This is a genomic window from Sanguibacter biliveldensis (assembly GCF_033798665.1).
In the GTDB taxonomy this organism is placed as follows: domain Bacteria; phylum Actinomycetota; class Actinomycetes; order Actinomycetales; family Cellulomonadaceae; genus Sanguibacter; species Sanguibacter inulinus.
In genome coordinates, this window is sequence record NZ_CP138359.1 from 2352758 (window position 1) to 2365720 (window position 12963).

A 12963-nucleotide genomic window follows, 5' to 3' on the forward strand; every position below is an offset into this window, starting at 1 on the left:
CGCCTCACCAGGCTTGACGCATCTGTCTGGGCGAGGTCAGCAGGTCAGCGGTCGCCGTCCGAGGCGTAGCCCTGGTCGTCGGCGTCGTCGAGGTCCGCCCCGTCGATCTCGTCGTCGTCGAGGTCGTCCTCGTCGATGTCGTCGTCGTGGTCACCCTCGTCGTCGTCGTCATCGTCGTCGTCGGCGAGGACGAAGGGGAGAGCCTCGCCGTAGGTGTTGCCGACGGCCTCGTCGTAGACGTCGAAGGCGTCCGCGAGGATGTCGTAGGCGTCGTCGACCGAGGAGTCCTCGTCACCGCGCCGGCTGCTCACGGCCGCGTGGTGGGCTTCGAGGGCGGCGACGAGACGATCAAGGGCTGCGCGAGGGTCGACGGTCATACCCCTGACCGTAGCGCCCCACCAGCCTGAATGGCACCACGCAGGCGCTCCGAGTTCCACGCGCACCGCCGCTGCTCGGCCAGCAGCGACGCGGTGCCGGGCTGGTGCGACGTCCCCGCAGGCCTACCGAGGGCTGCCGACGCGCCCTGCGCGGGCAGTCGGCGGGCTGTCCGCGGGTGCGTCGAGGGTCACGAGGTGGTCTCCGCAGGGCCTGTGTCAGCGGTGTTTGGTAGGTTCGCCGGAGCGATCCAGGCGCCGCAGGCAGCGCCCGGCGACAGGCGAGAAGGTGGTGCCAGACATGGAACGACGCACGCACGACGACACCCAGCCGCCCGTCCCGCCGCGCGTGCGCCCGACCATGTGGGCCGACACCGGCGGGCAGTACGAGTACAGGGTCATCACGATCCCCCGCGACCGTGACAGGCCCGAGGAGACCCGCCGCATGCTCACCGACGAGGCCGAGTACGGACGCTGGGAGCTGGCCAGGTCGGTGCTCTACATGGGCGGGCTGCGCAGGGTCTGGCTGCGACGCAAGATCATCCGGGTGCGCAGCACCCTCTGACCCTGGCAGCCCTCTCCCGCCCGGGCGCCCCCTGCATCGTCCAGCACGCGCTGAGCCGGTCAGCGCACGCTGCCATCCGGCAGACGTGGGGTCAGCAGGTCGCGAGCAGCCTGTCGAGGACGCGGGTCCCGAACGTGAGCGAGTCTGTCGGGACGCGCTCGTCGACACCGTGGAACATGCCCGGGAAGTCGAGAGTCTCGGGCAGCAGCAGCGGCGCGAAGCCGTACCCGGTGATGCCGAGCCTCGCGAGCGACTTGTTGTCCGTCCCACCCGAGAGCGCGTACGGGAGCACGACGGCCTCGGGGTCTTCCGCGAGCAGCGACGCCGTCATCGCGTCGACGAGGTTGCCGCTGAAAGGCACCTCGAGGGCGATGTCCTGGTGGATGGGCTCGATGCGCACGTGCTCCCCCGCGAGCTCGCGGAGCGTGGCCATCGCCGACTCTTCGTGGCCGGGCAGGAACCTCGCGTCGATGGTCGCCTCGGCACGCCCGGGGATCACGTTGGCCTTGTAGCCTGCCGCGAGCTGGGAGGGGTTGGAGGTGTTCTGCACGGTCGCGCCGACGAACCGGGCAGCCGAGCCCATCGCCGCGATGAGCGCGTCGACCCCTGCGGGGTCTTCAGGGTCGAAGGGCAGTCCTGTGAGCTCGCCGACGCCTCGCAGGAGCGCCTCGACGGTCGGCGTCATCACGTAGGGCCATCGATGCTGACCGATGCGTGCGACGGCTGCCGCGAGATGCACGACGGCGTTGTCCGTCTGCACCTGCGAGCCGTGACCGGCCCGACCGTCGGCGATCAGACGCAACCAGCCGATGCCCTTCTCGGCGGTCTGGAGCAGGTACGCGCGCTGCCCGTTGATCTGCGTGGAGAACCCGCCGACCTCGCTGATGGCCTCGGTCGCGCCCTCGAAGAGCTCCGGGCGGTGGTCGACAGCCCACCGTGCGCCGAGCGCTCCGCCGGCCTCTTCGTCGGCGAAGAACGCGAGCACCACGTCGCGGGCAGGCTTGCGGCCCTCGCGGACCATCTGGCGGACGACCGCGAGCATCATCGCGTCCATGTCCTTCATGTCGACTGCGCCACGACCCCAGAGAAGACCGTCGATCTCTTCTCCGCCGAAGGGGTCCACCTGCCAGTCGTCGGCCTGCGCCGGCACGACGTCGAGGTGCCCGTGCAGCACGAGGGCAGGCCGGGTCGGGTCGAGCCCCGGGAGACGGACCACGACGCTCGCGCGGCCCCGCTCGGACTCGAAGAGCTCGGGCTCGAGGCCGACCTCGTGGAGGGAGGTCATGACGTACTCGGCCGCAGCGCGCTCGCCGGGCCCGGACCCGTCACCGAAGTTCGACGTATCGATCCGGAGCAGGTCCTGACAGATCCCGACGACCTCGTCCTGGGCGCTCGGGACTGGGGTCTGTGCAGTGTTCTGTGAGGTCATCCCCCCACGCTACCTGCCTCGGCGTGGGCCGGGGCCGGGGCGACCGAGCAGCGGTCGCCCCGGCAACCGAGGTCAGACCAGCCCGCGGCGCGCGAGCAGCGGGGCGATCTCGGGCCCGCGCCCGCGGAGCTCGCCGAAGGCGAGCATCGGGTCGGTCGACCCGCCGCGCGAGAGGAGAGCCGCGCGGAAGCGGTCGCCCGAGGCGCGGTTGAGGACCCGGCCGTCGGCGTCGGCGTTCTCCCGGAACCACTCGACGGTCTCGGCGTCGAGGACCTCGGACCAGATGTAGGAGTAGTAGCCGGCCGAGTAGCCGCCGCCGAACACGTGGTTGAAGTACGTGGTCCTGTACCGCGCAGGGACCTCGCGCAGAGCGACGCCCGCGGCCTCGAGGGCTGCTGCCTCGAAGGGCAGGACCTCGTCGACGGTGCCGGGCACCTGCTCGGGGGTGATCTGGTGCCACGCCTGGTCGAGCAGCGTCGCAGCGAGGTACTCGGTCGTCGCGAAGCCCTCGTTGAACAGGCGGGAGTCGAGCATCGTGCGGACCCACTGCTCGGGCAGCGGCTCACCCGTGACGTGGTGGACGGCGTAGGACCGGAGGATCTCCTCGTCCCAGGCCCACATCTCGTTGACCTGCGACGGGTACTCGACGAAGTCGCGGGGCACCTCGGTCCCGGAGTGCGAGGGGTACCTCACGGCCGAGAACAGGCCGTGCAGCGCGTGGCCGAACTCGTGGAACAGCGTGATGACCTCGTCGAAGACCAAGAGCGTCGGCTCCCCCGCCGGCGGCTTGACGATGTTGAGGTTGTTGACCACGACGGGCAGCTCACCCGTGAGGTAGCTCTGGTCGACGAGGTTGTTCATCCACGCACCGCCGCGCTTGGACTCGCGCGTGTAGTAGTCGGCGAGGAAGAGCCCCATGCCGGAGCCGTCGGTGTCGAAGACCTCGAAGACCCGGACGTCGGGGTGGTAGCCGACCAGGTCGGCGCGCTCGGCGAAGGTGATGCCGTAGAGCTCGGTCGCCGCCTTGAAGACGCCGTCCTGGACGACCTTCTCGAGCTCGAGGTACGGGCGCAGGAGACCGTCGTCGAGGGAGTAGCGCTGCTTGCGGACCCGCTCGGCGTAGTAGGCCCAGTCCCAGGCCTCGAGCGTGGCGCCCGGGTCGCCCAGGTCGGCGACGAGCGCCTCGGTGAGGTCGAGCGCCTCCTTGCGGGCGTTGGCGGCCGCAGCAGGGGCGAGGGGCGCGAGCATGGCGTTGACGGCCTCGGTCGTCTTGGCCGTCGCGTCTTCGGCGATGTACGCAGCGTGGTGGTCGTAGCCGAGCAGACGGGCGTGCTCGGCGCGCAGCCTGGCGAGCTCGATGACGATCTCGCGGGTGTCGGTGTCGTCACCTGTCGCGCCACGGGTGACCGAGGCCTCGTGCACGCGGCGGCGGACGTCGCGGCGGGCGAGCGAGGCGAGCACGGTCTGCTGGGTCGGCAGCTGCATCTCGAGCAGGTAGCGACCCTCTTCGCCGCGGTCGGTCGCACCCTGCGCGGCGGCGGCGATCGCGTCGTCGGCGAGCCCTTCGAGATCGGCGACGTCGTCGACGAAGACGCTCGCCGCGTTGGCCCCCGCGAGGAGGCGGCGGCCGAAGGCAGCCTCGAGGGACGTCGTGCGGGCGTTGAGGTCGCGCAGCGTCGCCTGGTCCTCGGGCGAGAGGTCGATGCCGGAGCGGCGGAAGTCCTGGAGCAGGTTCTCGAGGAGCCACCGCGTGTCGGCGTCGGCCTCGACCTCTCCCGCGCGGACCGCCGCGTCGAGCGCGACGACGCGGGAGTACAGGCGAGCATCCATGTAGATCGTGTCGTGGTGCGCGGAGAGCTCGGGGGCGAGGGTCTCCTCGATGTCTTCGAGGGCAGGGCTCGAGTCGGAGCTCGCCACGTTGTAGAGGACCGTGAGCGCGCGGTCGAGGACCTCGCCGCTCAGCTCGAGGGCCTCGAGGGTGTTCTCGACGGTCGGCGGGTTCGGGTCGGTGACGATCGCCTCGATCTCGGCGAGCTCCGCTGCCATCCCGGCACGCACGGCCGGGATGTAGTGCTCGTCGCGGATCGCCGCGAAGTCGGGCAGCGCGTAGGGAAGGGTGGACCGGCTGGCGAAGGGGTTGCTCGCATCGAGCTCGACAGGAGAGTCAGACATGACTCCATTCATACGTCACGAGGCGTCAGAGGTCGACCAGGCACGTCGGTGCAGGTCGTCGCAGCCCGCAGCCGTGCTGCTCACCGGGCCGGTGCGAACCTGTCGACCCAGTCGAGACCGTGCGCCTGCGCGACCTCGCGGTGCGCGAGCGTGCCGTCGTAGGTCGCCAGACCTGCGGCCAGCGCCGGGTCGCCCGCGAGGGCGTGCAGGTCTCGGGCTCCTCCCAGGGCCGCCAGGCGAGAGACGTACGGCAACGTCGCGTTGGTGAGCGCCTGGGTGCTGGTCACCGGGACGGCGCCGGGCATGTTCGCGACGGCGTAGAAGATGCTCCCGTGCACCGTGTAGGTCGGCGCGCTGTGCGTCGTGGGACGGGTTCCCTCGAAGCAGCCGCCCTGGTCGACCGCGACGTCGACCAGGACCGACCCTGGGCGCATGCGCGAGACGAGCTCGTCGGAGACCAGGCGTGGGGCGAGCGCGCCCGGCACGAGCACGGCTCCGACGACGAGGTCTGCGCCCGCGACCTCGCGGTCGACGGCGGCAGCCGTCGAGGTCACGGTGCGCACGGCCCCGCTGTGCTCGCGGTCGATCGAGGCGAGGACCGAGGCCTCGAGGTCGAGGACCGTCACGTCGGCGCGCATCCCTGCGGCGACCTGCGCGGCGTTGCGGCCGGCCGTGCCGCCCCCGAGGACCACGACCCTGGCCGGTCGGGTGCCGGGCACGCCGCCCATGAGCAGACCCGCTCCCCCGACAGGGCTCGTCAGGTGGTACGCGCCGACCTGGGTGGCGAGCCGTCCGGCGACCTCGCTCATCGGTGCGAGCAGCGGGAGCCTGCCGTCGGCGAGGCGGACCGTCTCGTAGGCGAAGGACGTGGTCCCGGTGTCCAGCAGCGCCTGCGTGCACGCACGGTCTGCCGCGAGGTGCAGGTAGGTGAAGAGGGTCAGACCAGGGCGCAGGTAGCGGTGCTCGGACGGCTGCGGCTCCTTGACCTTGACGACGAGCTCGGCCTCGGCCCAGACCTCCTCAGCACCGGGGACCACCCGCGCGCCCGCTGCCTCGTAGTCGGCGTCTGTCACCGCCGAGCCGAGCCCGGCCCCGGCCTGGACGACCACCTCGTGCCCGGCCGACACCAGATGGTGGGCGCCGTCGGCAGTGAGGGCCACCCGGAGCTCGTCGGTCTTGGTCTCGGTCGGGACTGCGATGCGCATGGGTCTCCTTCGCGCCCGGCGGGTCACGCCGTGCTGGTCGGTGGTTCCTGCGTGGTGCTCCTGGACGTCGGGCGGGGGGTCGAGGCTGCCGGGACGACAGGGGCTGTGACGGACACCGGGGTCTCGTCCTCGTGGTCACCGTCCTCGTGCTCCTCCTCGTCGTCGTGCTCCTCCTCGTCGTCCTCGTCCACGGGATCGAGCATCGGCGGGTCGAGGGTGCGCAGCTGGGAGTAGACGGCCCACGCGACGGCGACGAGCGGGACGGCGATGACGGCGCCGAGGATCCCGGACAGGAGCGTCCCCGAGGTCACCGAGACGGCGACGACGATGGGGTGCAGCGACACCTGCTTGCCCATGACGAGCGGCTGGAGCACGTGCCCCTCGAACTGCCCGATGAGCGCGATGCCGACACCCACGATCGCGGCCTTCCAGATGCCGTCGGCCGCGAGCGCCACGACCATCGCGATGACCATGGCCGCCGGGGCCCCGATGAGCGGGATGAAGGCACCGATGAGGACGAGCACGGCGAGGGGTGCTGCGAGGGGGACACCGAGGATGGTGAGGAAGACGCCGGCCAGGATGCCGTCGGTCACCGCGATGATGACGGTGCCGCGGGTGTAGCCGGAGAAGGTGTACCAGCCGGCTCCTCCGACGACCTTCCACGTGTCGCGCATGCGGCTGGGGAGCTGGTTGAGGAACCAGGACCACATGCTGTCGCCGCGGGCGAGGAAGAAGATGGTGCAGAAGATGGCGAGCGCGAGGGCCGTGAAGACCTCGACGACGGTCCCGGCCTGCTCGAAGGCCGTGCCGGCGATGTCGCCTGCGTGGTCCTGGACCCACTGCTGGCCGTCCTCGATCCAGCCGCGCATGTCGTCGACGGTGATGGAGAAGGGCAGCGGGCCGTTCTCCAGGAACTCGAAGATCTGGTCGGTGCCTGTCGCGAACTGCTCGGAGAGCTTCTGCCACTGCCCGGCGACGGAGGCGACGACGTAGGTGAGCAGCCCGCCGATGACGAGGACGCCGCTCAGCAGGGCGAGCGCCGTCGCGAGGGCTCGCGGCATGATCTTGGTGTAGATGTTGACGACGGGGCGGAGCACGGCCGAGAACACCAGGGCCACGAAGAGCGCGATGAAGACGAGCTGCACCTTGGCGGTGGCGAAGACGACGAGCCCGACGGCGATCGCGACGATGATGAGCCGCCAGGCCCACCCGGCGGAGGACCTGAGCCACAGCGGGACCGAGTCCTGCGGGGCTGCCGGCACCGGTGGACGGATCGACCCTGTGCTCCGTCGCACTGCTGCGCTCCGTACCCGCTGGCCCGACATGGTGGTCCCCTGCTCTCTGCTCGTGGACCCGCCGGAGGCTGCGGGTCGCTCACCTGCGACACTAACCGTTCTGTACGACGCGCCTGTCGCCGCCGCGCCTCGCGGTCCTCGCGGACCTGCGACAAGTCTGGCGCAGCGCGCTCGTGCTCGCCCGGCGGTGACGTGTCCGTGTCGCCGGGCATTCATGCATCGTTCACCTGAGCGAGGGATCGTCCGACCATGACCGCACCGAGCACGCCCGGCTCGCAGCCCGCCTCGCAGCCCGCACAGGGCACCCCCGGCTCGCAGCCGGGCGCGAACCCGGCAGGGTCGTCCTTGCTGCGGGGCGCCCTCGCGCCGCCTCCCCGCACGCTGGTCGACATCTTCGCCGACACCGTGGACAGGTACCCCGACTCCCCCGCCCTCGACAACGCCGTGGACGTGCTCACCTACGCTGCGCTCGACGAGGCTGCCGACGAGCTCGCGGCCGAGCTCGCGGGGGTGGGCGTAGAACGCGGCGACAGGGTCGGTGTGCGGATCAGCTCGGGGACGACAGACCTGTACGTGGCGATCATCGCGATCCTCAAGGCCGGCGCGGCCTACGTGCCTGTCGACAAGGACGACCCCGACGAGCGCGCCCGGACGGTCTTCGACGAGGCTGGCGTCGCCGCGGTGGTCGGGGACAGGCTCGTGGTCGCGCCGCGCCCCGTCGTGGGCGGCCCTGCAGGTGGGGCAGCGCAGGATCCGCAGGCGCGGGCTCTCCCCCAGCCGTCGGTGCCTCCGGTCGCTTCGGTGCCGTCGGTGCCTCCGGTCCCTCCGATGCCTTCGGTCCCTTCGGCGCCCCGGTCCGACGCGGCCGGCACCGCAGACGACGACGCCTCGACATGGGACGGGCCGGCGACGACCGACGACGCCTGGATCATCTTCACCTCTGGCTCGACGGGCACGCCGAAGGGGGTCGCGGTCTCGCACAGGTCAGCAGCCGCCTTCGTCGACGCCGAGGCACGACTGTTCTTGCAGGGCGACCCGCTCGGCCCGGGCGACCGCGTGATGGCAGGCCTCTCGGTCGCCTTCGACGCGTCGTGCGAGGAGATGTGGCTCGCCTGGCGGCACGGTGCGTGCCTGGTGCCCGCACCCCGCTCGCTCGTCAAGAGCGGCATGGACCTCGGTCCGTGGATGACGGCCAACGACGTGACCGTCGTCTCGACCGTCCCGACGCTCGTGGCGCTCTGGCCGCCTGCCGCCCTCGACGGGGTGCGGCTGCTCATCCTCGGCGGCGAGGCGTGCCCGCCGGAGATCGGTGCCCGCCTGGCGACCGAGGACCGCGAGCTGTGGAACACCTACGGGCCGACCGAGGCGACAGTCGTGGCGTGCGCGGCGCGCCTGACGACCGAGCCGCCTGTGCGCATCGGTACGGCTCTCGACGGCTGGGACCTCGCCGTGGTCGACGCCCAGGGCGTGCAGGTCGCGGACGGCGAGACCGGCGAGCTGATCATCGGAGGGGTGGGACTGGCCCGGTACCTCGACCCTGCGAAGGACGCCGAGAAGTACGCCCCGATGCCGACGCTCGGCTGGGACCGCGCGTACAGGTCGGGCGACCTCGTGGTCTCCGACCCGGAGGGCCTGCTGTTCGTGGGGCGGGCAGACGACCAGATCAAGATCGGCGGGCGGCGCGTCGAGCTCGGCGAGGTGGACAGCGCGCTGCTCGCGCTCCCCGGCGTGGAGGCGGCCGCAGCAGCCGTCCGGAAGACCGGCTCGGGCAACACCATCCTCGTCGGGTACCTCACCCCGGGTCCGGGATTCGACCTCGAGGCCTCCATGGCGACACTGCGCGAGACGATGCCCTCGGCCCTCGTGCCACGCATCGCCCAGCTGGCGACGCTGCCCACCCGCACCTCCGGCAAGATCGACCGCGACGCGCTGCCCTGGCCGCTGCCCAGCACGGGGTCCGCCCCCGAGGCCGAGACGCTCGGCGGGACCGCAGGATGGGTCCAAGAGCTCTGGCTGGAGATCCTCGGGGCCGTGGTGACCTCCCGCGACGACGACTTCTTCGCGCTCGGCGGTGGCAGCCTCACCGCCGCGCAGCTGGTCTCCCAGCTCCGCGGGCAGTTCCCCGAGGTGACCGTGGCGGACGTCTACGAGCGTCCGACTGTCGGCGCCCTCGCCGACGCCCTCGACGCCATGTCCGCTCCGACCGGTCTGCGCAACGCCGAGGTCAACCCGGTCCCGGCCGCCACCCAGGTGGCCCAGGTCCTCGCCTCGGTCCCGCTGCGCACGGTCGCCGGGCTGCGCTGGCTGGTCTGGGTCGCGGCGGCGAGCACAGTCGTGGGAGACCTCTTCTCGGTCCCCTGGCTGCCGCAGGCGTCGTGGTGGTGGACGGGGCTCGGGGCGCTGCTCTTCGTGCTGCCCGCGGGACGGATGACGCTCGCAGCCCTCGGGGCGCGGCTGCTGCTGCTGGGTGTCACGCCCGGGCGCTATCCGCGCGGCGGTCGGGTGCACCTGCGCCTGTGGCTCGCCGAGCGGCTGGCCGACGAGCTCGGCGCGACATCGCTCGCGGGAGCCACCTGGATGCCCACCTACGCCCGGATGCTCGGTGCGACGGTCGGCGCAGACGTCGACCTGCACACGCTGCCCCCGGTCACCGGGATGCTCACCCTCGGCGACGGCTGCTCGATCGAGCCCGAGGTCGACCTCGTCGGGCACTGGCTCGACGGCGACATGCTGCACGTGGGTGCCATCACCGTCGGCGAGCGCGCTCGGATCGGTGCGCGGACCACGCTGGTCGGAGGCGCGGACGTCGGTGCACGTGCCGAGATCGCCCCCGGCTCTGCGGTGGTCGGATCGGTGCCGGCCGACGCGGCATGGGCGGGCGCACCCGCCCAGCGCACAGGTGCCGCCCGTGGCCCGTGGGCCGAAGAGCGCCCCCCGCGTCGTCGTCGGTGGGTGTGGGGGTACGCCGCGACAGCCGTCGGGATCAGCGCGCTGCCTGTCGTCGCGATCGCGACCGCTGTGGCGGTCGTCCTGGGGCCTGTGACCGGGGCGTCGTCACCGGCCGAGGCGGCCGTGCGCGCACTCGGGCTCCTGCCCGTCGCCTGCCTCGTCGGTCCGGTGGTCCTCGCGGCCCTGGTATGGGCCTCGGTCCGGGCCCTGTCCCGCGGGCTGACCAACGGCATCCACGCCGTCCACGGACCCCAGGCGTGGCGGGCGTGGGCTGTGCTGAGGATCCTCGACGAGACGCGCACGTGGCTGTTCCCGCTCTACTCCAGCTCCCTGACCCCCGGCTGGCTGCGGCTCCTCGGGGCCGAGATCGGCGACGACGTCGAGGCGTCCACGGTCCTGCTGATCCCGAGCCTGACGACGGTCAACGACGGGGCGTTCTTGGCCGACGACACGATGCTCGGCATGTACGAGCTCGGCAGCGGATGGTTGCGAGTCGAGCGCGTGAAGATCGGCAAGCACGCCTTCGTCGGCAACTCCGGGATGGCGGCGCCGGGCCGCAAGGTCCCCAAGGGCGGGCTCGTGGCCGTGCTCTCCGCGGCACCACGACGCACCAAGGCCAAGGGCGGCACGTCGTGGCTCGGCAGCCCGCCGACCCGGCTGCGCAGGACCGCGAGCGAGGTCGACCAGAGCCTCACCTACCACCCGCCGACACGCCTGCGGGTGGCCCGCGCCCTCGTCGAGGTGTGCAGGATCGTCCCCGTGGTGGTCGCCGCGTCGCTCAGCCTCGCAGTCGTCACCCTGCTCGTCGCTGTCGCCGGCTCGTCAGGATGGTGGGTCGCCGCGCTCGTGTCCGGGCTCACCCTGCTCGTGGCCGGGGCGCTCGCCGCCGCGGTGACGACCCTCGCCAAGTGGGCCCTCGTCGGCCGGGTCACGGCGACGGACCACGCGCTCTGGAGCTCCTTCGTGTGGCGCAACGAGCTCGCGGACACCTTCGTCGAGGTGGTCGCCGCCCCGTGGTTCGCCCGCGGGACGCTCGGCACCCCGGTGCTCGCCGTGTGGTTGCGCTCGCTCGGGGCGACCATCGGCCGCGGCGTCTGGTGCGACACGTACTGGCTGCCCGAGGCGGACCTCGTCGAGCTGCACGACGGGGCGACCGTCAACCGCGGCTGCGTCGTGCAGACCCACCTGTTCCACGACCGTGTGCTCAGCCTCGACCGCGTGGTCCTCAAGGAGGGCGCGACCCTCGGCCCCGGGAGCGTCGTGCTCCCCGCGTCGACCCTCGGCAGGCACGCTACTGTGGGCCCGGTGTCCCTGGTCATGAGAGGTGAGTCAGTGCCCGACAAGACCCGCTGGGTCGGCAACCCGATCGGCCCGTGGGTCGACGAGACCGACCCCGACGAGACCCCTGCGGCAGCCCCGCTGGCCGCTCTGTGACGGCCGAGACGACGGCCGACCCCTACGTGCCGGGTCATGGCGACCCCTCGTACGACGTGCTCTCCTACGACCTCGCGCTCGACTACTCCGTCGAGACCAACAAGCTCTCCGGGACCGCGACCCTGCGGGTCGTCGCCCGCGAGGCCCTCGACCGCCTGACCCTCGACCTCTACGCGCTGCGCGTGTCGAAGGTCACCGTCGACGGCGCCCAGCCGGGTCGGTACTCCCAGCGCCCCGGGCGACTGGTCGTCAAGACGCGCCGCGAGGTGCAGCCGGGCCAAGAGCTCGTGGTCGTGGTCACCTACGCCGGCACGCCGCGCCCGATGCCCGGGCCGGACGGCGAGGCCGGGTGGGAAGAGCTGGCCGACGGCGTGATCGTCGCCTCCCAGCCGCACGGTGCGCCGTCCTGGTACCCGTGCAACGACCGCCCCTCCGACAAGGCGCCCTACAGGATCTCCCTCACGGTGCCGTCCGAGTACCACGTGGTCGCGAACGGCACGCTGACCAGCAGCAGACGCCGCGCCAGCACCACGACCTGGGTGTACGAGCAGCCCGAGCCGATGGCCGCGTACCTCGCGACGGTGCAGATCGGCCGGTACGTCCGCAGGACGTTGCGCGAGGGCACTACGGGCGCTGCGGGCGCTGCGGGCACCGACAGCACCGGGCGCGCTCCGGGTGCCGACAGCTCTGACGCTGCTGCCACCCGTGGCGCCGTCCCGATCCACGCCGTGTTCCCGCCGACGGCGACGAGCGCCGTCGAGCGCGCCTTCGCCCGCCAGGGCGAGATGCTCGACGTCTTCGTCCATGCCTTCGGCCCCTACCCCTTCGCCGCGTACACGGTCGTCGTGACCGAGGACACGCTCGAGATCCCCCTCGAGGCGCAGGGGCTCTCGGTCTTCAGCCAGGGGTTCCTCAGCACCGGGTGGGAGTCGCAGCGGCTCATCGCGCACGAGCTCTCGCACCAGTGGTTCGGCAACTCGGTGACCGCCGCACGCTGGCAGGACATCTGGTTGCACGAGGGCTTCGCCTGCTACGCCGAGTGGGTATGGTCCGAGGCCTCGGGCGGGCGGTCTGCTGCCGATCACGCCGCAGAGCAGCACGCACGGCTCGCCGAGCTCCCCCAGGACCTCGTCCTCGGCGACCCGGGGACCGACGACATGTTCGACGACAGGGTCTACAAGCGCGGTGCGCTCACCCTGCAGGCCTTGCGCGGGACTGTCGGCGACGACGTGTTCTGGCAGATCCTGCGGACGTGGGTGGCCGAGCACAGGCACGGGTCGGTGACCTCGGCGGACTTCGTCGCGCTCGCGTCCCAGGTGGCCGGGACCGACCTCCTCGAGCTGTTCACGGCATGGCTGACGGGGCTCGAGCTCCCGGACCTGCCGCACGCCCGGCGGTCCCTGCTGCGGCGGATCACCGGCTGACGAGAACCGTCCAGGCCCTGGTCAGAGGTGGTTCCCGTCACATCGGGGGCGACGGGTTCCACACCTGGGCCCAGGACGTGCTAGATTTTCCGACGCACCCAAGAGGACGGAAACGC

Annotated in this window: 8 protein-coding genes; 3 read left to right on the forward strand and 5 right to left on the reverse strand. The window is 72.0% G+C overall.

What is annotated here, in order from left to right; all coding sequences use genetic code 11:
• Positions 1-44: 44 nt before the first annotated feature.
• Positions 45-377, reverse strand: a complete 333-nt coding sequence (locus SANBI_RS10265; RefSeq protein ID WP_319154717.1) for a primosomal protein — start codon at positions 375-377, stop codon at positions 45-47.
• Between the two features lie 358 nt (positions 378-735).
• Between SANBI_RS10265 and SANBI_RS10270 the strand changes: the two genes are divergently transcribed.
• Positions 736-939: a DUF5703 family protein gene (locus SANBI_RS10270; protein WP_056134290.1), complete on the forward strand. Its 204-nt coding sequence runs from the start codon at positions 736-738 to the stop codon at positions 937-939.
• Positions 940-1030: 91 nt separating this feature from the next.
• On the opposite strand, the gene SANBI_RS10275 is transcribed toward SANBI_RS10270, so the two are convergent.
• The 4 genes from SANBI_RS10275 to SANBI_RS10290 form a co-directional block, all read right to left on the reverse strand.
• On the reverse strand, positions 1031-2368 hold the full coding sequence (locus tag SANBI_RS10275) for a M20/M25/M40 family metallo-hydrolase (RefSeq protein WP_319154719.1): 1338 nt from the start codon (positions 2366-2368) through the stop codon (positions 1031-1033).
• 72 nt (positions 2369-2440) lie between these two features.
• Complete coding sequence (locus SANBI_RS10280) at positions 2441-4540, reverse strand: M3 family metallopeptidase (protein ID WP_319154721.1); 2100 nt, start codon at positions 4538-4540, stop codon at positions 2441-2443.
• Positions 4541-4620: 80 nt separating this feature from the next.
• Entirely contained in the window at positions 4621-5745 is a 1125-nt protein-coding gene (gene ald / locus SANBI_RS10285; RefSeq protein ID WP_319154723.1) for an alanine dehydrogenase, read from the reverse strand.
• 23 nt (positions 5746-5768) lie between these two features.
• Positions 5769-7070: an AI-2E family transporter gene (locus SANBI_RS10290; RefSeq protein ID WP_408669699.1), complete on the reverse strand. Its 1302-nt coding sequence runs from the start codon at positions 7068-7070 to the stop codon at positions 5769-5771.
• A 219-nt stretch (positions 7071-7289) separates the two neighbouring features.
• On the opposite strand from SANBI_RS10290, the gene SANBI_RS10295 reads away from it, so the two are divergent.
• A complete protein-coding gene (locus SANBI_RS10295) occupies positions 7290-11423 on the forward strand; it encodes a Pls/PosA family non-ribosomal peptide synthetase (RefSeq protein ID WP_319154727.1) in 4134 nt (1377 codons plus the stop codon).
• Positions 11420-12847, forward strand: a complete 1428-nt coding sequence (locus SANBI_RS10300) for a M1 family metallopeptidase (RefSeq protein ID WP_319154729.1) — start codon at positions 11420-11422, stop codon at positions 12845-12847. The genes SANBI_RS10295 and SANBI_RS10300 overlap by 4 nt, the downstream gene beginning before the upstream one ends.
• Positions 12848-12963: the final 116 nt, after the last annotated feature.